The sequence below is a fragment of the Marinimicrobium agarilyticum DSM 16975 genome (assembly GCF_000423345.1).
Lineage (GTDB): Bacteria > Pseudomonadota > Gammaproteobacteria > Pseudomonadales > Cellvibrionaceae > Marinimicrobium > Marinimicrobium agarilyticum.
On sequence record NZ_AUHU01000005.1, the window covers coordinates 1 to 22,564 of the forward strand.

Annotated in this window: 19 protein-coding genes and 1 pseudogene; 13 read left to right on the top strand and 7 right to left on the bottom strand. The window is 53.1% G+C overall.

All coding sequences use genetic code 11. The features are described 5' to 3' along the window. Nucleotides 1-256, bottom strand: a pseudogene (locus G547_RS23340) (IS21 family transposase); the annotation flags it as partial. A 211-nt stretch (nt 257-467) separates the two neighbouring features. Between G547_RS23340 and G547_RS20260 the strand changes: the two are divergent. From G547_RS20260 to G547_RS0105255, 3 genes are all read left to right on the top strand, one after another. Beyond that, nucleotides 468-1,418 (top strand): hypothetical protein, encoded by a 951-nt coding sequence (locus G547_RS20260; RefSeq protein WP_051234884.1) that lies wholly within the window; start codon nt 468-470, stop codon nt 1,416-1,418. Between the two features lie 342 nt (nt 1,419-1,760). Further along, nucleotides 1,761-2,489, top strand: a complete 729-nt coding sequence (locus G547_RS0105250; protein WP_157209796.1) for a hypothetical protein — start codon at nt 1,761-1,763, stop codon at nt 2,487-2,489. Between the two features lie 116 nt (nt 2,490-2,605). Then, nucleotides 2,606-3,694 (top strand): hypothetical protein, encoded by a 1,089-nt coding sequence (locus G547_RS0105255; protein WP_157209797.1) that lies wholly within the window; start codon nt 2,606-2,608, stop codon nt 3,692-3,694. Nucleotides 3,695-3,880: 186 nt separating this feature from the next. Here the strand turns inward: G547_RS0105255 and G547_RS0105260 are convergent, their stop codons facing one another. Together G547_RS0105260 and G547_RS0105265 are read right to left on the bottom strand one after the other, a co-directional pair. Then, the gene (locus tag G547_RS0105260; RefSeq protein ID WP_027328936.1) at nt 3,881-4,384 is read right to left on the bottom strand and encodes a hypothetical protein; all 504 of its coding nucleotides are present in this window, start codon (nt 4,382-4,384) and stop codon (nt 3,881-3,883) included. Then, nucleotides 4,381-4,902, bottom strand: a complete 522-nt coding sequence (locus tag G547_RS0105265; RefSeq protein ID WP_027328937.1) for a hypothetical protein — start codon at nt 4,900-4,902, stop codon at nt 4,381-4,383. Before G547_RS0105265 ends, G547_RS0105260 begins: the two co-directional genes overlap by 4 nt. Before the next feature lie 429 nt (nt 4,903-5,331). On the opposite strand from G547_RS0105265, the gene G547_RS0105275 reads away from it, so the two are divergent. Both G547_RS0105275 and G547_RS0105280 read left to right on the top strand, forming a co-directional pair. Then, entirely contained in the window at nt 5,332-5,589 is a 258-nt protein-coding gene (locus G547_RS0105275) for a type II toxin-antitoxin system Phd/YefM family antitoxin (protein ID WP_027328939.1), read from the top strand. After that, nucleotides 5,577-5,879 (top strand): type II toxin-antitoxin system RelE/ParE family toxin, encoded by a 303-nt coding sequence (locus G547_RS0105280; RefSeq protein ID WP_027328940.1) that lies wholly within the window; start codon nt 5,577-5,579, stop codon nt 5,877-5,879. Before G547_RS0105275 ends, G547_RS0105280 begins: the two co-directional genes overlap by 13 nt. 58 nt (nt 5,880-5,937) lie before the next feature. On the opposite strand, the gene G547_RS0105285 is transcribed toward G547_RS0105280, so the two are convergent. Further along, the gene (locus G547_RS0105285) at nt 5,938-6,516 is read right to left on the bottom strand and encodes a hypothetical protein (protein ID WP_027328941.1); all 579 of its coding nucleotides are present in this window, start codon (nt 6,514-6,516) and stop codon (nt 5,938-5,940) included. Between the two features lie 259 nt (nt 6,517-6,775). Here G547_RS0105285 and G547_RS0105290 point away from each other — a divergent pair, with 259 nt between their 5' ends. From G547_RS0105290 to G547_RS0105300, 3 genes are all read left to right on the top strand, one after another. After that, nucleotides 6,776-6,997: a hypothetical protein gene (locus G547_RS0105290; RefSeq protein WP_157209798.1), complete on the top strand. Its 222-nt coding sequence runs from the start codon at nt 6,776-6,778 to the stop codon at nt 6,995-6,997. Further along, nucleotides 6,985-8,115 (top strand): PQQ-binding-like beta-propeller repeat protein, encoded by a 1,131-nt coding sequence (locus tag G547_RS0105295; protein ID WP_157209799.1) that lies wholly within the window; start codon nt 6,985-6,987, stop codon nt 8,113-8,115. The genes G547_RS0105290 and G547_RS0105295 overlap by 13 nt, the downstream gene beginning before the upstream one ends. Before the next feature lie 107 nt (nt 8,116-8,222). Next, nucleotides 8,223-9,149: a YihY/virulence factor BrkB family protein gene (locus G547_RS0105300; RefSeq protein WP_027328944.1), complete on the top strand. Its 927-nt coding sequence runs from the start codon at nt 8,223-8,225 to the stop codon at nt 9,147-9,149. 46 nt (nt 9,150-9,195) lie between these two features. On the opposite strand, the gene G547_RS0105305 is transcribed toward G547_RS0105300, so the two are convergent. Beyond that, nucleotides 9,196-9,819 carry a glutathione S-transferase family protein gene (locus G547_RS0105305; protein WP_027328945.1) on the bottom strand — a complete coding sequence of 208 codons (624 nt, stop codon included), beginning with the start codon at nt 9,817-9,819 and terminating at the stop codon, nt 9,196-9,198. 155 nt (nt 9,820-9,974) lie between these two features. Between G547_RS0105305 and G547_RS0105310 the strand changes: the two genes are divergently transcribed. Next, nucleotides 9,975-10,934: a helix-turn-helix transcriptional regulator gene (locus tag G547_RS0105310; RefSeq protein WP_027328946.1), complete on the top strand. Its 960-nt coding sequence runs from the start codon at nt 9,975-9,977 to the stop codon at nt 10,932-10,934. 289 nt (nt 10,935-11,223) lie between these two features. Here G547_RS0105310 and G547_RS23345 read toward each other — a convergent pair whose 3' ends face one another. Further along, entirely contained in the window at nt 11,224-12,036 is an 813-nt protein-coding gene (locus G547_RS23345) for a hypothetical protein (protein WP_157209800.1), read from the bottom strand. Nucleotides 12,037-12,959: 923 nt separating this feature from the next. On the opposite strand from G547_RS23345, the gene G547_RS0105315 reads away from it, so the two are divergent. Further along, a complete protein-coding gene (locus tag G547_RS0105315; protein WP_084645709.1) occupies nt 12,960-16,160 on the top strand; it encodes a TonB-dependent receptor domain-containing protein in 3,201 nt (1,066 codons plus the stop codon). Nucleotides 16,161-16,221: 61 nt separating this feature from the next. Here G547_RS0105315 and G547_RS0105320 read toward each other — a convergent pair whose 3' ends face one another. Then, nucleotides 16,222-18,225 carry a VacB/RNase II family 3'-5' exoribonuclease gene (locus tag G547_RS0105320; RefSeq protein ID WP_027328948.1) on the bottom strand — a complete coding sequence of 668 codons (2,004 nt, stop codon included), beginning with the start codon at nt 18,223-18,225 and terminating at the stop codon, nt 16,222-16,224. Nucleotides 18,226-18,403: 178 nt separating this feature from the next. Here G547_RS0105320 and G547_RS0105325 point away from each other — a divergent pair, with 178 nt between their 5' ends. The 3 genes from G547_RS0105325 to G547_RS20265 all read left to right on the top strand — a co-directional run bounded on the left by G547_RS0105325 (nt 18,404) and on the right by G547_RS20265 (nt 22,537). Then, nucleotides 18,404-20,119: a potassium/proton antiporter gene (locus G547_RS0105325; RefSeq protein ID WP_027328949.1), complete on the top strand. Its 1,716-nt coding sequence runs from the start codon at nt 18,404-18,406 to the stop codon at nt 20,117-20,119. Between the two features lie 203 nt (nt 20,120-20,322). Next, entirely contained in the window at nt 20,323-21,966 is a 1,644-nt protein-coding gene (locus tag G547_RS0105330) for a methyl-accepting chemotaxis protein (protein ID WP_027328950.1), read from the top strand. A 76-nt stretch (nt 21,967-22,042) separates the two neighbouring features. After that, nucleotides 22,043-22,537: a shikimate kinase gene (locus G547_RS20265; protein WP_051234980.1), complete on the top strand. Its 495-nt coding sequence runs from the start codon at nt 22,043-22,045 to the stop codon at nt 22,535-22,537. Nucleotides 22,538-22,564 lie beyond the last annotated feature (27 nt).

Consider the following 22,564-nt stretch of genomic DNA (forward strand, 5'->3'; position numbering starts at 1 on the left):
AGCCTAAGTCTTTGATTTTATGAAGGATCACCTCAGCGTTCCAGACACCTTCGGCCAACTGCTGGTCGATGAACGACTTGAAGGGATCGAGCTTGCTGCCTCGGGGTTGATTACGGCGTCCGGTTTTGGGGGCGGGCAGTGCCAGGTAGCGACGTACCGTGCGCTCACAGCAGCCCAGACGGTGGGCAATATCCACGATGTGTGCCCCCTCTTTGCGAAGTTGCTTTATCATGTAGAAGTCCTCTCGGCTCAACATGGTGGTGTCCTCGATGCTTGGTCGCAAACAAGGAAACCCCATTTGGGTTGGGAGGACAATCTAAGTTGGTAATTTACGGACTTTTAACACCGGTGCTGACATTGCAAATGATATTAACTCGGAGCAAACACCTCATTACGGCCAATTCGATGGTGACGGAGATTTCATTATATCCGTCCCTGACTCGGAGTCGGAGTCAGAGGATGGCACTATGGGTAATGATGATCTGATAACCATACCGTATGTAGATGAAGTAAGGAATGCGCAGACAACTGAGGAAAAGGTCGAATATCTCAAAGAATTGATATCATCCGATAGCTCACAAATAAAATTGCACGATTACGTTATTGAGGAAGTAAGGCGTTTCCTGTCTTCTACAAGCGAAGATAATTTCGCAGTGAATGGAAGATTTTCTGACGAAGAATTATTGGAGCGGATCTCGGCTTATGAAAGCCACACCAAAGACTTATCCGCAATAGTCGCTTGCTTGTCGCACTGGGCGAGTGACAATCAACTAAATTCGCTCTCCAAAATAATCTCTAGATCATGCGACAGGTTATTAGAAAGCCAGGGTGGTCTTGTAGTATGGGCGAATCTTAGGTGGTATCCCCTTTTGCTTTTGGTTTACAGTGCCGGAATAGCCGCCGTTGAAAGGAAAAATTACAAGAGCCTCTCAACAATTTTTTATACGAAACTAGGGTTGTCAGGTAACGAGACTAGTGAATCACTATTTGTCCAAAAAGTTGGGAATGCCGCAGGGGAGCTGGCCGATGTTTTCAAACGAATACCCGAGCACGAGCGAAATTTTACACCAATGAGTGAATATCTTTACAAACTTCTACAACCCGGCTTGGATGACCTATTTTTCCTAGGCAAGGCGTATGAACGGGTGTTTGATGAGTTTGAAATACTTTTTGCTTTGGTGGCGGCCGACCTCAAAAAGCAAGATGATGGTTATTGTTGGGGACCCGTTGGAAGATTTGGCTGGAAGGGCCGAAGAATGGGAATTTCTCCATTCCAAAAGCTTAGGAGCGAAGCCGCACAACTCAAGGACAATTGGGGGCCTATGCGCGCAGGTATGTTCGGTGGTAGTTACGAGAGGTTTGAAGAAGTCGCGGAAATCTACCAAAAGGAGATTCTCGCGAATCAGAGATTGTTTTGAGCCTTAGTGTCAGGTTTGAACCGCGACAGAAGTAACTATGCATAGTACAGCTCCTAGGGTGAGCGATATTGATGCGCCTAAAGCAAGAATGAATTTAAAGTAAAAGGGAGAGCATATTTCAGGCTTGTACTGTCATGGAGAAAATAAAGGGAAAAGTACTTTTTATCAGTTCTTCAGAAGCAGAGGTTCTCTCAGCTAATAGCATTTCTTTTGAAAAAAGACACTTAAAAAGTTAATCAATGACGCCCATGGCTGGATTCCGTTGCTTTACGCTTCGGTCGTGCGACCATCGATGTGTTGGGATCAAGGAGAACAATCATTAAATCACTATTGAAGAGTGTTTTGCCAGAAATGGTAGGGGCAATATTTGCAGTCGCCCTGCTGGCATTTGCATATATCATTTTCTCTTTTTCATTGGAGGTGGTCTCTTCACCAAAATTTTCTAGTTTGGCCGATAAGGTTGCAAGTGGGAAAGCAAATATTCTGCCTGCTACAGTAATTGTGGCAATATTACTTTTTATAGTTAAAGAGGTTTTAGAGTTTTTCAAAAAAAATCGAGAATCAAGAAGAAAGTTATTTGCATATAAGTCTTTAATTTCTGAGGAGTTGGAGTTCAATCTTTGGTCATATAAAAGACTGGTTGGAATTGTAAATGATATAGAAGCACAAGAAGAAGATCATCCAAATGCTAGGTACACACTTCTCATAAAAGAGTCTGGCAAAGAGTACATACATGGATATGATGGCGATGAGTTGCTAGAAAGCAGCTTGATACCGGTAGTTCATGATAAGTGCTATGAAAAGTTCATTTCTGGCATTGCGGAGCTAGACGCCAATTTATTTAATCTAGCCCAGTCCTCATACGAAGGGGTGAGGACTATGGCTCACGTTAGGGGTGGGCTCATTAAGGGTCTTCTTGCTGAGAAAAATAACGAGCCGTTCCCGCATGATATTAGGAAAAGTGGATTTTTAGACTACGCCAAAAGGGAGTTAGAGAGAACATATAATCCAATGAACAAACTTTACAAGGAGTGTACAGGAAATGAATTGCAGGAACACAGGGTTAGATAAACCGAGCAAGCGGGATTTTTTTCTTTGCGTGATCTGGAATCTATTTTCTGCTGCGCTTCGCTACGGCCGAAAAGGCGGTAGTCAAGGCGAAAGTGAGGCAATTTTAGGAGATGGCATTGTTGGAAGAGCTGATAGATATTGCTAGTGACCAAGTGCGAGAGGGTCTGATATTCCTTAGTGTATGGGCGAAGCAAAGCAAAGTCCTTCTACCAATTTTTTTATCGGTTTTTTCGGCAATTATTTTTTGGCTATCGTTCTCATATATTCCAGAGCGAAAACGTCGTAAAAAGCTAAGGCCGATCGTTGAGCTTTCGCTATTTGACGTATACAGTCAGTTGTTTTCGCTGTTTGACTTGCTGATGCGTCATAGTTCCAGTAGTCCGTCTTTCTTCCAGAAAGAGATTCGCTCAGGGAAACTTTCTGAAGATGACATCCATCTCGGACTTCAAAATAAGTGTCTTAACGAATCTTATTTGTATGACGCTAACATAAGAAATTCTTTCCTTGTGGTTGGCGAAGAGATCCTAGGTCGGGCTTTAGATATTGATGAACTGGCTAACAAGGTGCTAAGTTTTCATACCTACGCCACTGCCGAGGAGCTCGTTCTCCTTGAGAATATAAGGGAAAAAATCCGCGCATATGACTTTAACGGGCACAACGTTAAGAGACCCTGTGGAACCACTATAAATGGACATGTACTCCTACCGGTTAACCCATCTATCAGTTACCGCTATCGTAATTTTTACGAGCTTTATGAGTTTTTCTGTCGCCTTCAAAAGATAGTTCTAAATCATAAGCCTCTGGACAGGAACCGCTTTATCTACAAGATGCAATGGCTATACCATTCAGGTCAGTACCGTTTGTGCGTGAAGTTGATTAAATCCCAGGGGTCTCTCTTTGAGAAGAACCCAACGCTCTGTATGAACTACTTGGCGCTGAGTGAGCGTGGTAGAGGGAGAATTAAGGCTTTCTACAGGATTGTTGAGGATACATATAAATCTAAGCCATCTGGGGGATCGCTGATTTCTTCGAGAAGTACATTCGCTGAAATTATTGGAGATGATGGGCTAATTGATATTTTGGCACGATTTTATTCTTCAGAAGAAATCTCTGCTTTGAGGGAGTCGGTAAAGAAAGATATAAAACATAAGGAAGAGTTCGAGAGCGCGAACCGAGCGTTGGCGGAGTATTTAGGGGGGAAGTAGTCATCCCAGAAGTTGCCTAATGAAGCTTCTGCACACGGAAAACTAATCTCTTCCTCTACCCCAATTGTCCATTGAACAAGGCGCGAGTTGGGAGATTTTCATTAAATCAGTTTTTCTTGCGGTATGTGCGTACAGTTATTGACAGAACTCCAAGGGCGTGAATCTTGGCGCCCTGACAATCGATAGCTAGGGGATCAATACGCACCGAAAGGTTTCTTTTATCGCATCTTTTGCCTTTTCATTCCATAAAAATTGAATCGATCTTGACCACACGACTTCTTTGTCAGACACAGAAAACGAAACCTGGCATTGCATTAGCGAATCTTTCTCGTCCAGTTTACGTATTGCCTCCTCTGCGTTCTCCGGAAAAATGTCCGCAGAGTAGAAGTTGGCCAGCGAGGGGCTTGCCTGGACGTGGTCGCATTTCACTTTAACGCTCCCATGCCCCGGCTTCTGTTCGCTCATGTAGGCCAGTGAGTGAGCAGTAAACTCCTTAATGGATGTTGTCTTCTCGTCGGAGCAATTTTGTTGTTCGGGGAAGCGGTAATCAAGGTGGTCAAACAGAGTGCTGAAAATAGCCTGGTTATCGCCGGAGTCAGAATTATCGGGGAGTGCTTCAGCGAATCCACACGCTGAGGTGGCGAACGCCAGGGATATTAGGCAGCCTTTCGCTACACATAATCTGTTCATGCAATAAACTCTCCACGATAGAAAGCCACGGGTCCGTTGCCGGCATACGCTGATGTGAAGGTATTTATAAAACTGGTGATATCTTCTTTTTTTACTTTGTTCTGATTATTGCTGTAGTGGTACACCCATGGCCATATCATAATGCCGATATGCTTGGCCGGCATGCTACCCATATCCCCGTTGGTTTGAATGTTTCTTTCCTGAGTGACAAAGACAAGCCCAGGTCTGTAACACATGTTGTTCACGAGCTTTTGTCGGTGGGCGGAGACGATTCTGTTGAAAATAACGTCGACGCGGATAGTGGCGCCCTTTACTTCATCGTCACGGCTGTCGGCGTACGTCAAGTATTTGCAGGAGGCACTTTGGGAAAAATCGTAACCCATTATGTGGCTGACATAGTGCGCGCACTGATTCTGGTCGAAGTCCGATCCTAACGTTGAATTGCATATCTCGTCGATGCGCTGACCAACTGATGACTCTAAATCGGTCTTTATCTGTTCCAGTTTTTGATCTTCCACAATGAACCTCCATTTAATCCTTATCAGCTTCTAAAAGCGATGCATTGTTTGGTTGTTAGATATCCTAAACATAATAACATGTCGTCTAACGAGGTGCGGTGATAGAAATCACGTCTTGTGCCTGAGGAGGCCTGCTCCCACTCTGTCAGCCGAGTTGTCCAGTTGGAGATTTTGCCTAAGCCCAAACCAGAGTGGGCGGTCCTGAGCAAGCTGCCGCCGACCAACCGGACCGTCGTGTCGGTCTCCTCGGTACTCTCTGAAATGTTCGTCAGCTCGCGGGCGCGCCTCTTGTCAAAGGCTTTAATTTCTTCCTTATATTGGCCGCTGTCGGCGGGGCTCCCTGGATGGGTGAGAGCGGACATTTGCCTATTGCCTAATCCGAAAAGTGATACTATAGTGTCACTTTAAGTTCATGTCTAGGGTAAGTCCATGAAAGTCGAGCTTGTTACAAACCTCAAGCGCCAAGCCACTAAGATCTTGGCGGACCTGCACCTGACGAAGGAACCGGTGCTGATCACTGAGCATGGTCAACCATCCGCTTATCTCGTCGATGTTCAGGATTACGAGTTTATGCAGCGCCGGCTTGCATTGCTTGAAGGGCTTTCGCGGGGAGAGCGAGCTGTACTTGAGGGTAGAACATACAGCCAAAGCGAGGCCAGGGAGAAAATGAGTAAATGGCTGAAGTAATCTGGACGGAGCCAGCCCTGCAAGAATTGGACGCGATCGCTGAGTACATCGCTTTGGATAATCCGGCTGCGGCCGGTCGTTTGGTTGAGGCGGTCTTCGATAAAACCACCCGTTTAGAAGCGCTTCCTCAATCCGGACGGATTCCTCCGGAACTACCCGCTTCCGTATACAGAGAGGTCATCGTGCCCCCGTGTCGTATATTCTATCGTGGTGATGAAAAGCGGATTTTTATCCTATATGTCATGCGAGAGGAGCGGCAGCTTCGCGCTTTTATGTTGGAGGGTAGCTAGCAAGTCATCAATTATTGGAGGCGTGCGCTTTTGAGGTGTTCCCCAAAGGAGAAACACCTCAAGGCATCTCCAGCGGCTCAAAAACTCTGTAGGTTTCACCGGTCCAATAAACAAAGGTATCGATTCCAGCCTCTGTGGGTAGTACCAACACGTCTCCAGTGAATGGTTGGGGTAACTCCGCTAACGTCGCCCCCGCTTTTGGTAGCGCGTTCACCCCTGTGCTGGTTAGAATTTTGGCCGCGTCGGTCGCCAGAACAGACACTTCGTTTGGGTCATAAAGCAGAAAGTCTTCCGGTTTTTGCTGCGTTCCCTTTTCTCCGTGCTCAATAACCAAAACGACCGGTCCCCCGTCGGCGGGGTCAGAAGGAGGAGCGTCATCTGAATAGTAGGGCCATGCAGAGACTGGTTGATAACGTTGGATTCGATCTTCGTCCATTGCGCTATAGGGGATCAACATTGCCTGATCGGTGATCCCGTCTCCATTCAGGTCAGCTGCAACGCGGGCGAGCACGTCCTCTTTGGTCTGCTTATCCTTGACCTTTTGAGCTGCGTGGGACTCTGCCTGGCCTTTAGGGGAGCAGGCTGTTAAGGCGACAGACAAGAGTAGTAGGACGGTTGAGTGAGCTATTGAAAACATTGTTCGGCCTATTTCAGAACCGGTACTCGATCCCGTTGTTGGATGTTTATCTTGGCGAACGATGGTGACTTATTTCGAGCGCGTCGGAGACAAGATCTGGGAATCATGGGCTAGCGTTTTCAGGTCAACGATACTATCATCGGGTTTGCAATTCGCTCATCCGGTTGAATAATCTGCCAAGATTGATTGACAGGACGTTCTGCTTCGTTATCTAGGCCATACGCCAAGAATGATCATAGCTCAGGGAGAGGATGCCACAATGAGCTTGCTCGCACAAAAACAAACGCCAAAAGCTTCCGCCGCGACAGGTACGCGGGTTATTAACAAGGACCTTTCCGGCGCCAGAGCTCTTATCGCCCAGTTCAGCCAGACGATCAATTGCGCGTCATTTAAATCGAGTTTCACTGCCATTGGCAAGAACCACCACCCGCTAATTCTTCATAATCTCAGACAGGTCGCTGCCTTCCCGTGCTTGATGTGAAAACGCTAGTGGGTTTGGTGTTAGCTGCGTTCGCCAGTGCCAGTTTCGGTTGCGAAATCGAAAAGCTTTACTCACAAAAACTCGATTTTAATCAGGTTGCGACGACGCTAAAGTCCTCTGATACCGCGCCTGTGGTTTTGGTTGAAGAAGGCGTTGGGTCCTACTGGCTTATTAATCCTGGCAGCGGCGAGGGTGAAGGTGACGTCTCGATAACGCCGGTCGATCTCAAGGGCGAGTCTGGTCGGGTGTTCGAGCACAGTCAGTGGCGCGGGGCACGGGTTGCTTTTTTCTCGCCCGAGGAAACCATCGTATACGACGTTAAAGAGAACGCCGTGGTCTCTCGCTTAGGTGTTGATCAAAGCGGTCGAAGCGATTACCACTACTGGCTGGGACAGGGCAGAGGGCGCATTTCTGGAACCGAGCTTCTGGATGGAAAGAGCGCGGATGAAATTGAACCCGAGGAGCCACCTCATACGCCGCAGACGGCCCTGGCCGTCGCAGAGAAGGAAGGCGTTTATTTTACCGCGGGCTATCATGATCAAACGGTAAAGAAATGGTCGCTCGACACCGGTCGCCTCTTGGATAGCTGGACTCTGGGCCGCTGGTATTCTTCCCGGAAAATAACGGACCTTCGTTTGGTCGGGGATCAACTCCTGGCTGCCTCTAGCAGGGGGAAGGTTGAGGCCCTCAGTACAGGTGATGCTACAGTGGAGTGGAGTGCCTCCCTCTGTGAAGACGCGCCCTATTTTCTGCCGGTCGGCATTGGGGGTCAGGCCGAGGGCGGCGTTTTCTACCGCTGTGAGGGTGAGCCTGCGTATGGATACCTGCACAAAGAGGGCGGCTCCTGGGTTCATACGCCCATGCACTCTGCGACGGGCGTCAGTGCGGTTCTCGTTGCGGCGGTATCGTTGCCGGATGAAGAAAAAGCGATATTCGCTTTTGAGAATGGTTTGGTCGCGGCGGTTGACCGCCAGACCGGCCAGCTCGAACAGGAACTCTCCCCGGCGTTATCGGAAAATATACCCAGCCTGATTGCCTATAATGCCGCTCAGAGACAGATTTTTGTGGTCTCGGAAGGCGACACGCTGAGTGTTTACCGGCTAGGGTCGGATAAATAGTCATTGCAGCATCCGTAGAACGAGAATATCTACGCTCAGAGCCGCATAACTCTTATACTGGGTAGTACCGATCGACATAGCCTTCAAGGCTGAGGTACCTTCTACCCATGGTTTTCAAGTTTTACGACAAACTCCCCGCAACGGTGAAGCACTGGCTTGGCATCCTGGCCGAAGCGGGCCGGTATTGGTTGCAGAGCCAGGCCTTCATTTACGCCGCCGCGTTGGCGTTCTTCACCGTTTTCTCCATCGCGCCGATCCTGGTCGTGGTGGTCAACCTGGTGGGGCTGATTATCGGTGAGCAGGCGGTTCAGGGTCAGCTCTTCGAGCAGCTTGAGGGAACCTTGGGCCCTGAGGCGGCCGGGGTGGTGCAGACGGCGGTGATCAACTCGCAGATTGACCAGAGCGGGATCTGGCCGGCGTTGATCGGGATCTGTGTGACCATTGTCGGTGCTACCACGGTGTTCGCGCAGATGCAGCAGTCACTGAATCAGATTTGGGACGTCGTGCCACGGCCTTCCAGAAGCAGTCTGTGGATTTTTATCAAGAGCCGGCTCTTGTCTCTGACCATTATTCTGGCCATCGGCTTCATCCTGCTGGTGTCGCTACTGCTATCGGTAGCGTTGCGCGCCGTCATGGCGTTCGCGGAAGAGTGGCTGCCGGTTCCTGGCTGGTCGATGGTGGTTATGGAACTGTCTCTGTCGCTGTTTGTGGTTACCGTGTTGTTCGCGGCGATGTTCAAGATCCTTCCCGACGTCGTGCTGACGTGGCGCGATGTCCTGCTTGGTGCGTTCATCACTGCCGTGCTGTTCACGGTGGGCCGCTCCCTGATCGCTATATACCTGGCGTATTCGGCAACGGCGTCGGTCTATGGCGCGGCCGGTTCTCTGGCGCTGCTCCTGCTCTGGGTGAACTACTCCTCGATGATCCTTCTGTTTGGGGCGGCATTTACGCGCGCGCACCTCGAAGGCCGAGGCCTGCGCGTGCGGCCAAGAAGTACGGCGGTGGGTGTCCATCGACAATTGGTTGACGCGTAGAAAAGCCCGGCACGATGACTGTGCCGGGCCCTCCCTTCAATGACCGTTACGCACTCTTCTCTATTAGAGCATTGTCCAGATTATCGGCGCGTTTGGCGGCCGCTCGGTTTTCGCAGCGCTCTACGTATTGGGCAAATACCGGGTTGGGTTCCAGCACTTTCATCATCGTATGCCATCCAAGGTAACTCGACATCAGCAGGTCAGCGGTGGTGAATTGGTCACCGCACAGGTAGGGCTGTTGGGAGAGAGTCTGTTCGATGGCATTCAAAGTGTCCTGGATATGGCCGCATCCGACAGCGGAGGCGTTGTCATCGGTAATCTCCCAGCCATACGCTTTGGCCGTCAAAGCCATTTCATAGGGGCCCGCCACAAAAAACAGCCAGCGATGGTAGCTGCCGCGCTCCGGGCTACCGAGCGCTGGCGCTAACCCAGCCTCCGGGAACAGCTCAGCGAGGTAGGTGCAGATGGCTACGACCTCAGTAATGACGGTGCCTTTATGAGTGAGGGTCGGGACCTTACCCATGGGGTTTAGCTCGAGGTAGACCGGGGACTTGATGTCGCCGCCGAAGGTCATGATTTCCACATCATACGGCTGGCCGATCTCCTCCAGCATCCAGCGAACGACACGGCCTCGGGATTGCGGGTTGGTGTACAGGGTCATTGTGTTCATAGGGTTTGCTCCTTGGCTTGGGTTGGTACCACGTTACATTCAGGTCGAATGGTTGGCCGCTGCAGCGCCACCAGAACCATCTTATGGGCTTAATAGGGTAGATTCCGTCCTATTTATGGGCGATCATTGATTTTTATTCTGATCGGAGTGAGCCGATGGCGGGGCCGACTACCCGGGTGCTGGCATTGTTGGAGTTACTTCAGGCTCGGGGCCAGCTCTCCGGCGCGGAAATTGCCGAACGCCTGGGCGTCGACCGCCGTACGGCCAGGCGCTACATCTCGGTGTTGGAGGATTTGGGTATTCCCGTCACCACCGAGCAGGGGCGTTATGGTGGCTATAAGTTGGTGCCGGGTTTCAAGCTTCCGCCGTTGATGTTTACTGAAGCGGAAGTGCGGGTGATCACGCTCGCGCTACTGGCGGTGCGAGAGCACAACCTCCTGGAGGGTGAAGTGGCGCTGGCGAGTGTGCAGGCAAAGTTGGAGCGCGTCATGCCTGCCCACCTGAAAGCCCAAGTAAAGGCGATGGATGAAACCATTCAGTTGATTCCCTCGCGCCGCTCCTCCATCCATCAACAACTGCTGCAGCTGACTCAGGCAACCCAGGCCTGTCAGGTCGTCAGCATGGTTTATCGCTCGCCCAAAGGCGACACCATGCAGCGCCGGTTTGATCCCTACGGTTTGGTATTTTGGTCTGGCAATTGGTATGTCGGGGGCTTCTGTCACTTGCGCCAGGCGTTGCGCTCCTTTCGGTTGGACCGGTTGTCGGATATCACTCGGGGGGATGAACGTTTTGTGCGGCCAGCCAACTTTGATGCGGCTCGGCATCTGCAAGAAAGTATGTATAACGCTGAGCGTTGTTTCCCTGTCAGCGTCTTGCTTCATGCCGATATGAATTCGGTGACCACTTACATGAGTACGGCAACGACCTGTAAGAGCGACATGGACGGCATGTTTGAACAGCAGGAAGACGGCGTACTGCTCACCACCAGTACGGACGATTACTACTGGTTCGCCTGGTGGCTGGCACAGCTGCCTTTCGGGTTTGTGATCCAGTCACCCGATGAGTTGAAGGCGGCGCTCAACGAGCATATACAGCGGTTGCTTTCGGCGGTTTAGGTGTGATGGCGTTGGCGGCGCCGAGACACATGAGGGCAGTTCCGTTCGGGGATTACTATTTTGACTATATTTCAGCATCTAGAGTGCATGCTTGTAATTATGGATTGCCTCCTTCATTAAGAGTAAAGTGAAGTGAAGTGCTCGCTACAGGCAATGCTGGGATTTTTATTTTTGGTTGGTTCTGGTTGGCTAGGTTGTTCGGGTACTCTTGCCAGCTAGACGAAAGAATGAATTGACACCAATTTCTGAATCGAGTTTGGCGCCAATTCATTTCGGATCTAGTTGAACGTCAATGACATACTGGGTTGGAGCGCATACAGTGTGAACGGTATGGTTCCAGTGAAAGGGGACACCTAGCTAAACAAGCAGGTGAGTTGGGTCCGGTTTCATCTCCTGGATCTAGATCTGAGTACCAGTATCGCTCGCCGTTATACTCTGAGAAAAAGTTCCCGTCGAAGGCTTTGACTCTTACAGCCAAATTGCAGTTTGATGATATCTCGTAAATTTCACTGGCGCTGTTTTGAGCTACAGTGGTCCAAGATCTTGAATCCCGGCAACTTTTTTGTACGGTGTAGAGGGGCCCCTGCCCGTTACTACCTCTCTGAGAGTATGTTTCATCAAGGGACCCTCTAACCTCAAACTTAACATGTATGGTTGATCCCGTTGCATAAAAGTCAATGGTGTCGATCTCCTCCACAGAGGGTCTGTGCTCCTGAACGTTAACATTCATGCAGAACTCAGAGATATAAGGTGAGGCGTCCGAAATCTCATTTGCTTTAACCCATGATGTCCCTAGACTGGATGCTTCATCAAAAACTATATCTATTTTTGACTCGGCGTCTGACCCAATGCTGCTATAGTCGCGACTTCCCACAAAGAAATCCTCGGATGTGAAAAATTCTACATTTGGATCATCTAGCAAGTCTAAAAGGCTTACGGACGTACTGAATTGGTTTGGCTCGCCTAAAACCACATACCCCGGCCCCCTAAGGCTTCCTCGGTCATGGATCCCTTCTTCCGCACATGTTTCTCCAAAAGAGGGGCTGACTAGAAAGGCAAACAAGGCTCCTGTCAATACTTGTGGAATAGCCATTTTCTCCATGTTCCTTCTCCTGAGTGTTGATTTCGAAGTTGGCTAGTAATAAAAATTTCTTTTTGCTGTTGAATAAAGCTACATCTTGCAGGTGGCTTCTGATCGTGAAACGTCTCTACACAACAAATATGTGGAATTACGTGTAATCGGTTTCACAGGAGGTAATCTAAATTATTCGTGGAGATATTTGCAATACCAGTCTTATACGATTTTTTAATTATGGGGAAGAGGGCTAAAACTTTTACTTTGAGGTGATTACTTATTATTCTTTAAATAAGTTTATTAATGTGAATCTGTACACTTTTGTAGGCTGTACAATTGGCTACTACAACAGCGTTTCTCGCATTTAGCACAACGACGTTCTTTCCCCCGCATGGCAGAGCGGGCCCAGAGCGCTGGAAAATAAAAAGATGGTGAGCGAAAACGCTTGAACAAAACTATTGGGCGGGGGATAGCTAGCTGAATGTCCCAGAGCAATCTTAAACTCTCTACTTCTTCCCTTGACTCCTAAATTCCTCGGAATTTCGCCAAAAACAACATAAAGGTGGCTATTTACGCCATGCCCCTTAATTTCTAGTTAAAGGGGTTGATTCTCCTTTTACAACGGAATAATCTCCTCTTCGTGTAAACGGTTTCATATCCGTTGCATTCCGCCAATTAGCCAATGAGAGCGAAGGCGGTGTTCAATAATGTGTCGGCATAGCTTCGGTATTCGGTCGCGTATAAAAGCCAATAACGGCGATTTTCAGTTGTACCGGTTGTTATTGTCCGGGGGTGGTTTACCTGGGCAGATAGTTCATCGCCAATAAATTGTGCCAAGCGGCTGGGAAGCCTTGTCGGAGTGTTAAATAAGTAAAAAGTGTGGTTTCCAGAGTATCCACCTTACGGTGAGGCTCAAGAAAACCCATTCTGACTAATATGGAGAGTTCAGCATGAACCCAACACATTCTACCTTTCATAAACGCATCCTTTCGTCCGTGGTTGCCTCTCTAATGGCCAGCGGGGTTGGTGCGCCGGTTTTAGCTCAGCAAGCTACGAATGGTCCAATCGAAGAAGTCGTGGTGCGGGGTATCAAAAGCTCGCTGGAGCAGTCGATCGATCTTAAGAGAGAATCCACCCAGATGATGGAGGCGATTACCGCCGATGACATCGGTGAGATGCCCGATCAGAATGTCGCCGAGTCGCTGCAGCGTCTTCCCGGTGTGCAGATTGACCGTCGGGGCGGGGAGGGCACTAAGGTCCGTATCCGTGGCCTGGACCAGAACATCACTCTGCTCAATGGCGAAAATTTTGTTTCCGGTATGGAGTATTACCAGCTTGGTGAATGGCGTCAGAACTACGACGGCTCACTGGAGGGTATCCCGTCAGAATTGCTCGGTGGTGTCGAAGTCTACAAAACGCCTGTTGCCTCCATGGTGGAAGGTGGGATGGGCGGTGTTATCAATCTGAAAACCCGAAGTGCACTGGATCTTTCGGCCCCCTTGTTTGCTGCCAATATCAAAGCTGACCAGGGGCTGGATGCGGAGGACGTAAAGCCCTCCGCATTCATTGTGGCCGGTAACAACTGGGGTGACTTTGGGGCCATTGCCTCACTGACCATTAACCAGAAGACTGTGCACAACGACATGATCCAGAACTTCTCTCGGGAGAATACCGGTGTGCTGTGCACGGAAGGCGGCGAATTCGATACCGACTCACTGACGTGTTCGGACGGAAGGTCTTATCTGGCACCGGGTATGTTTTATGTAATGGATACGGAGCAAGAGCGCGAACGGTTAGGGGCCTCGGTCAATTTGAGTTGGCAGGCGACCGATGCACTGGAGTTCGGATTCGACTGGTTCCACTCCACGTTGGATATTGAAACTCGCTCCTATACCGTGAAACACCCCATGGCCACTGATGATGCCACTGGTGTTAACGAAGAATTCGACTACGGTATCAATAGCGCCAATGAAGTCGGTATTCTGACCTACGGCACTGTCGATGTGCCAGGTGGTGAGACCAACACCGCTGGTGAAGTGATGGAAGGCGACGCCGACAACTTGGCGTTTAGGGCCGATTTTGACAACGGCGGGGCGTTCCGGGCGAGTTCAGCGCTTACCTATGCCGAGGCTTCCCATGAGCGCCGAGCGGGTATGGTCGATAGCCGGTTTACTCCCTACACCTTTCGGGGCTATGTCGGCACCGATGAGTCCCCCAACGGTTGGGGAGACGTAGTCCCCAATCCACGCGACAGCGAAACCCGCTACGAGTATCGCGCTGGCTCTAAACCCTCTCTGGCTTACACCGATCCGAGCATTCTGACCAACCCCGACTACCACACCTACAAGTCTCACTGGGCACTGGGCTCTGATGTGGAGCAGGAAACCTACAGCGTTCGGTTCGATACCGAGTACGATATTGAATTGGGCGACCTGAAAACACTGAGTTTTGGCGTGCGCCGCGCTGAAGAGGAGGTGGATTTCAGAGAGCTTCGCTGGATGACTGACTTCAGTCGGACCGAAGGGGCCATGACGCCCAATATCTATGATGAAGATGGGAATATCGTTACTCCCACCAATTTTGATCCCGAGACTCAGCCGGGCCCGTTGAACGACGGCGTACGGGAGGCGGTGTACTACGATTTATGTGGTAATGGCGGCATTCCCGCCAAGCAGACCTGTGACATTGATGGTGATGGCCTCGACGATAATCGGCCTTTCGGGCCTTGGGGGTATTTCATCGATGCGGCAATTGGTCTGAAAGCGTTCGAGCTGGAAACCTCAAACGGCACGAATATGGCCGAAGCGTTGTATGGCCCGGATATCATGCTTGGCGGAGCGGGCCGTTGGAGTGGCAGCCCGGGATATTTGCCCTGGGAAAGCTTCACGGATAACCCCGATCGTTATGTCGAGCTCAATAACTTCTTCCCTTCTGGTGGTTACCAGTCCAACGTGCTGATGCACGATGCCGCGCCGATTGTGAACGATGTCGAGGGCTGGATTGATGGCGTAGCTCCCAATACCCCAGGGCGTTGGTTTGAAGTGCCGCTGAACTCTTGGGTCGTGACCGAGACCAGCACTGCGCTGTACGGTGAGGCTGATTTCAGCGGTGATCGTGTGCCTTATACCTTGAATGTCGGTGTCCGTGTGGTGAATACCGAAGTGGATATCCAGCTGGCCACCCGGGATCCTCAGGCTGTTGCCGAAAACTGGACTCAAGCCACTGATGGCTGGAACAGTCAGGGCGTGTTGCTGGTGTGGAATAACGAAACCGTTACAGAAGAGTATTGGGATATATTGCCCAGCTTGAACTTCGTCCTGGATACTACCGACGCCACCAAACTACGCTTCTCGGCCGCTAAGGTGATTGCTCGTCCCAACCTGCAGGACCTCGGCCGTGGGCAGCAATACAATTACACGCGGACCAATGAGCCGGGTTTTGGCGATTACTTCCAGTTCACTGGAGGCAGCTCGGGTAACCCGTCATTGGACCCGTACCGTGCAACCCAAGCCGATGTCGCGTTTGAATGGTACTTTGATGATCTCGGCCTGCTTTCGGCCGGTGCCTTCACAAAGGCGGTAGAGTCGTTCATTGCCAGCGAAACGCGCCTGGAGTTCGGTGCAGACGATGGACCTGATGGCGGTAGCTGGGGCGGTGTTAACCGACCGCAGAACGGATCGGGCGGCAGCGTCTCTGGTATTGAACTGGCGTTCCAGCAATCGTTTGAAAACGGTTTTGGGATGAGCGCCAACTATACCTTCTCCGACAGCAAGACCGATACGGATTCCACGTTGAATAGCAACCTGGGCCTGCCCGGCGTATCCGAGCACGCCTTTAATGTGATGGGCTTCTATGAGAACGAGTATCTGAGCACTCGCTTGGCGTACACGTGGCGTGATGAGTACCTGTCACCACATCGCTCGGTGTTTGATGTGGGCGGTCTGCAGAACGGTGCGTCGGAATTTTATGACGCTTATGGCCAGTGGGATGCCAACCTGACTTGGGATATCAACGATAACTTCTCGCTCACTGCAGAAGCGATTAATATTACCGGTGAAGAGCAGACCAGCTACCTGGGATATTCTTCACACCCCATGACCTATACCTCTCAAGAGCCGCGGTTGGTTCTGGGGGTCAGCTTCCGGATGTAGTGATTTAGGTTCTCTGTGAGACCAACGTTTGGCGCCCCTTCGGGGCGCCTTTTTTTGGCCTTCAGTCAGTGCTTGCCGGAGCTTGCTCCCAGGCTTTCAGCCGCTCAGCGGTTGCCTCATCCACCACTTCCAGTACGACGCGCTGGCGCTCCTTATCGACGCCCTGAATAACGACGTTGACGGTTTGGTCCAGTTGGTACTGTTGCGCTTCGAGGGAAATTTTGAGGCGACGGGAGTCGAACGCCGGCTTGGTGTCGCCGTCGGCGAGGCGAACAAAGCCGTCGATGCCCCAGTCATTCAGGCGCACGCCGATGCCCATGGAGTTTACCAGCGCGACGGTGCCGGTGTGGACGCTGCCAATTTTGTCGCTGACAAAGTCGCAGGCCAGCCATTGCTCCAGTTGCCGGCAGGCCTGGCGGGCACGTTGCAGTCGGCCCTGGAGGCTTTCCAGCAGCTCTTTGCTCGGCGTGCTCGGCGCTTCCTCGCGCAATATGCGTTTTACGGCCCGGTGGTTGTAAAAGTCATGGTAGCGGCGAATCGGTGAGGTCACCGTGGCGTAATGGGGGAAGCCCAGCCCAAAGTGTTCACTGGCATCGCCCGAGAGCGAGGCGGCCTGCAGCATGCGTTGAATGAGCGGCAGCAGCGTTTCAAACGCCGGCGCGTTGTCCGGGTTCTGTCGCAGGTCACGCAGGAGCTTCTGAAAGTGGGGCAGCTCCCGCAGGTCGCCCACCTCGTACTCGGGGGCGTCTTCTTTAAGCAGGCTGAGGGCATCCTCCAATCGCTCGGGCCGAAAGCCGATGTGATGGGAGAAAATGCCGTGCCCGGGGTGGCGGGTGAACAATTCACCGGCGCAGATGTTGGTGGCGAGCATGGCCTCTTCCACGATTCGGTGCGCTTTGGTCCGCTCGCGCTTTTCAATGCGCTCGATCTTCTTTTGATCGTTCAGCACAAAGTAGTAGTCGGGCCGGTCTTCCATCAGCAGCGCGTGCTGTTTGCGGTAATCGCTACGGGCGGTGGCGCAGTCATACAGTTGGAGCAGGAGCTCTTGCCGTTCTGAGGGCAGGTCGGTGCCTTCAAGGTTGCCTTCGAGAATATCGCTCACGCCGTTGTAGCTCAGTTTATGGTGTGAACGGATCAGGGCTTCGCTGAAGCGGTAGTCGGTAATGCTTCCGTCGCGCTCAATGTGCATGCGACAGACCAGCGCGGGGCGGCGCTGCTCGGGTACCAGGGAGAAGGTGTCGTGAGACAGCTCTGCCGGCAGCATGGTGATGCTCTGGCCGAGCAGATAAACAGTGCTCGCGCGGTCGCTGGCTGCCTTGTCCAGCGGTGTGTCGGGGGCAATAAAGCGGCTGGGGTCGGCGATCGCGACCCAGAGCTCCCACCCGTTTTCCCGAGCTTTTACATAGACGGCATCGTCCATATCCCGGGTGCTTTCGGCGTCGATGGTGACGAAGGGCAGCTCGGTCAGGTCTTCCTGCCCCGGCTCGGCGGTGATTGGGGTCAGGTTGATGGCCTGGGCCTGGTCCTGAGCCTTTTCGGACCACTCGTTGGGGAGCTGGAACTTTGCGCTGACGTAGCGGGCTTCCACCCCCGGCTCGCCGGGCTTGCCCAGGGTGGCGGTGATGGTGATCTGGGCCTTGCCTTCGTGATGGAAGGGGTGGCGGCTGAGCCGACACTCGATCAGGTCCCCCTCTTCAAACCCTTTGCGCTGATTTGGCGGAATAAAGAGCCAACGGGTAAACTGAGGGACGTCCGGCTCCACAAAGTGGGCTTTGCCCTTGATCCGGTAACGGCCCACAAAGGTGGAGAACTCACTCCCGATCAGACGCTCCAGCTGTGCTTCCAACTGGTCCTTTCGGTTGGTGGTGAGGGCGACTTCCACCCGGTCCCCGGGGACGACGCGCATGGTCTCCTCCGGCGGCAGAAATGCCTCCCGGCCGTCGTCAAGATTGACGAACGCAAAGCGACGGGTTGTGGTTCGTACCACGCCCTGGGAAAGGTCTTTCTGTGACCGTATGTTGGATTTCAGTTGGGAGAGCTGTTGCAGCGCGTTCGGATCAAACATGAATGACAACTTTATGTGTGGCGTATCGGGTTCGGGTCAGGCGCGATCATAACAGGAAACCCGCCCTGGCGTTACCAGCAGGGGCGGCAATTGGCAGGCTGCAGCGAGCCTTTTTCGCGGAGGGTTCTTCCCGTGTAGAGACTGGCCCGCCGCTTTAATGTAGTACTATTGGTTCCCTATGGATACATTGAATCAACTGATTTTCTTTGGGGGAATGCTGTTTGTCATCAGCATCCTCGCGAGCACCCTGTCCCCGCGCATGGGGATGCCGTTGTTGCTGGTGTTTCTCATTATCGGGATGCTCGCCGGGGAGGATGGCCTCGGTGGGGTCCAGTACGACGATGTTGAGTCCGCCTATTTTATGGCGACATTGGCGTTGGCCGTTATTCTCTTTGATGGTGGTCTGCGCACCGACCGACACAATTTTCGGGTGGGGTTGCGCCCGGCGCTGTTGTTGGCCACCGTCGGGGTGGTGGTCACCGCTGGGCTGACCGGTGCCTTCGCCGCCTGGATTCTCGGGGTGGGCTGGATAGAAGGCTTTCTGATCGGCGCCATCGTCGGTTCGACCGATGCGGCAGCGGTCTTTTCGGTGCTCAACATGCAGGGGTTGGCGCTTAAAACCCGGGTCGGCGCTACCCTGGAAATTGAATCGGGCCTGAACGACCCCATGGCCATCTTCCTGACCATACTGTTGGTCGAGTTCATGACCCGCGGCGATGGCGGCTTCAGTGTGATGATGCTCGGCCAGTTTGTCTGGCAGATGGGTGTGGGGGCGGCCATCGGCCTGGCCGGCGGTCGGATACTCGCCTGGGGGGTGGCCAAACTGGCCTTGAGCCCCGGCCTCTACCCATTGCTTGCCCTGTTCGGCGGGATCTCCACCTTTGGCCTGGCGGCCTCGTTACAGGCCAGTGGCTTCCTGGCGGTGTACCTGGCCGGTCTGGTGGTGGGCAACCGCCTGTCCCGGGGGCTTTACAATATTCAGCGTTTTCACGATGGCATCGCGTGGCTCGCCCAGATCAGTCTGTTTCTGATGCTGGGGTTGCTGGTCTCCCCCAAAGAGCTGTTGGTGTACGCCCCCAGTGCGGTGCTGGTGGGTCTGTTCCTGATTCTGCTTGGCCGGCCGTTGGCGGTCTGGCTGTGCCTGATTCCGTTCCAGTTTGATTGGCGGGAAAAGCTGTTTATCAGTTGGGTTGGCCTGCGCGGGGCGGTGCCGATTGTACTGGCCATGTTCCCCTGGTTGGCGGGGTTCGACAACTGGCCGTTCTTCTTCAATGTGGCCTTTTTCATCGTGTTGGTGTCTCTGGTGCTCCAGGGGTGGACCGTGGCGCCGCTTGCGCGCAAGCTCAAACTGGAAGTGCCGACCAGCTCCACCCGGGTGCAGCGGGTCGAGCTGGGTGTGCCCGGGCAGGTGGGTTATGAGTTTGTGGGGTACAAACTGGCGGACGGCAGCCCGGCCCTGCGCTCGCCCACGGACCAGATGCCATTGCCCCAGGGCGCCAGCCTGCTTTGCGTTCTTAGGGAGGATCAGCCTCTCTCACTCAAGAGCAGCCACCGCTTGGAGCCGGGTGACCATGTCTACTTGTTGGCCTCGGCGACGGACTTGCCCGCCTTGGACAAGCTCCTGGTCGGTGTGGACGAGCCGGACCGGTTGTCGGCCCAGGCGTTCTTCGGGGAGTTTGTGGTCACGCCCCGGGCGAAGCTGGCGGACCTTGGCATGTTGTACGGCTTTGAGGTTCCCGAGGACAAAGCCAACTGGAGCATCGCCCGCTATATTTACAGTCAATACCGGCACCCGGTGGTGGGCGACCGCGTGCGGCTGGGCGAGGTGGAGTTTGTGGTGCTGGATATGCGTGAATCCCGCTTGACGCAGGTCAGCCTGAAGCTTCACCAGTAAACGTTTCCGGTTCCTGTCTTCCGATCCCCCTTTTCCTTACAGTTCCAGCGCCTGCTGTCGATAACCCGATAGCGGGCGTGGATTTTACGGTTGGACTACACTTCTAGCATTGATGTTGGAAGAAGCGTCCCGCACCGTAACGCGTTCATTGCAGGCGGAAGTTTGCTTCGGGTTTTTATGTCTTTGGTTTCAGAGGGTTTGCCATGTTCAGCTGGTATAACAATATGGGTTTCCGTTGGAAACTGACACTGCCTTTAATGCTATTGGTTATTATTTTTATTGGCGTGAGCGTTTATGCGGTGCGCGCCACGACAACGCTTGGGAAGGATACGAACACCATAGCCGCGGTTAACTTGCCGGAAATTCAACTTCTGTTGCAGGCTGACCGGGATTTATACCAGGCGCTGACCGCTGAGCGCGCGATGCTGATGGCCGGCCCCGGGGCTGATCGCGAGGCGCTTTTTCAGGAGCACCAGGACAACGCGCAGCAAACCTATGAACGTGCACAGCAATCCTTCGAGATTTCGGAGATCGTCACCCGGGAGGAGCGGGAGCGGTTCCAGACCCTCTACGACCGTTGGTTTGAACTCAGTACCGATGTAATACAAGAGGCCCGCACGGCCGACCCGTTGGCGATGCAGCCGCTGGTGAGCCGTTCGTTCGGGGGAGTCTACGAGGCTTTCAGCGAGCTTCGCACGCATCTGGATGTGGTGTCCGAGCGTCGCCTGCAGCAGGTCGAGGCGTTGAACCAGCAGGTGGATGAGAACGAGCAGCGCATGATTTCGGTGCTTACCCTGTCCGGCATACTGGGTTCGCTCATTTCGTTCGGCGCCGCGGCTTTCCTGCCGATGCTGGTCACCCGGCCCCTGAACCAGATCAGCGCCCGGATTCAGGACATTGCCGAAGGGGAAGGGGATCTGACCTTGCGGGTCAACCTGGACCGGACCGATGAGTTGGGGCAGTTGGCGGGGCACCTCAACCGCTTCATGGCGCGCTTGCAGCAGTTGATCGGTGATATTCGAACCACGACAGAGGACGTTTCCGCCTCCACCGAACAACTGTTGCAGGCCTCGACCAGCAGCCAGAAGGCCGCTGACGATCAGGGCCAGGCCATCAACATGGTGGTGGCTGCGGTGAACGAGCTGACGGCCGCCATCGGTGAGGTCGCGCAGAATACCAACGAAACCGCTGAAAGCGCCAAAAATGCCAATCACACCACCGATGATGGTCGCGAGCGCCTGGAACGGGCCGTTAACCGGGTGAACAGCCTGTCCACTCATATTAGCGAAACTGCCGAGAGCATGCGTCGGCTGGAAGAGGAGGCGAAGAACGTCACCTCGGTCATTGATGTGATTCGCGGGGTGGCGGAGCAGACCAACCTCCTGGCCCTTAACGCGGCCATCGAGGCGGCTCGGGCGGGTGAGCAGGGTCGTGGTTTCGCCGTGGTGGCGGATGAAGTGCGCACCCTGGCAAGCCGGACACAGCAGTCCACCGAGGACATCCGCAACATGTTGACCCGCTTGCAGGGCGGTGTGCAGGAAGCGGTGGCGGCGATGTCTTCCAGCCGTGAAATGACCGACGAGGCCGTCGCGGCCGCCGGTGAGGCCGGGCAATCTCTCGAGAATATTGCCGAGGCAGTGCAGAGTATTACCAATATGGCGATTCAGATTGCCAGTGCCGCCGAAGAGCAGAGCTCGGTCACCGCCGATATCGACAAGAACATGGTGGAAATCAACGAGTTGGCAGCACGCACCTCCGACGATGCAGCGACCACGGCGGCCGCCAGCGGGCGTCTGCAGCAGTTGGCTTCCAGCCTCAGGGAACTGGTGGTAAGGTTCAGGGTGTAAGTTTCTGTCCCTGCTGCCAACAAATGAGGAGTTTTCTGTGGTTGAACCGGTCGGTAATAGTCTGATTCTTGTGGGAATGCCCGGCGCGGGCAAGAGCACCGTGGGTCTGTTGCTGGCAAAGGAACTCGTGAAAGCCTTTGTGGATACGGACATCCTCATTCAGACGCGAGCGGGCAAGGCGCTGCAGGATATTGTTTACGACAATGGCTACCAGCACCTGCGAGAGCTGGAAGAGGAAGTCTTGTTGGAGTGTCGGTATCTGAATCACGTGATTGCGACAGGTGGCAGCGTGGTTTATAGCGACTCGGGTATGAACCACCTGAAACGCTCGGGGCGTGTGGTGTTTTTGGATGTGCCGTTGGAGGAACTGGAGCGGCGGGTTCATAATTTTTCGTCTCGGGGGATCGCCTGCCCACCGGGTCAGAATTTGACGGATGTTTTCAAGGAGCGTCGCTCACTCTACCAGCGTTATGCGGACATTGTGATTGACTGCGGCGAAAAGAATCAGGACCAGGTCGTCTCCGAGATCATATACAGCGAAGGAGAGCAATTCGCCGATATGGACGCCTGATCCCGCTGCTCCGTGGCAATAGGGTTG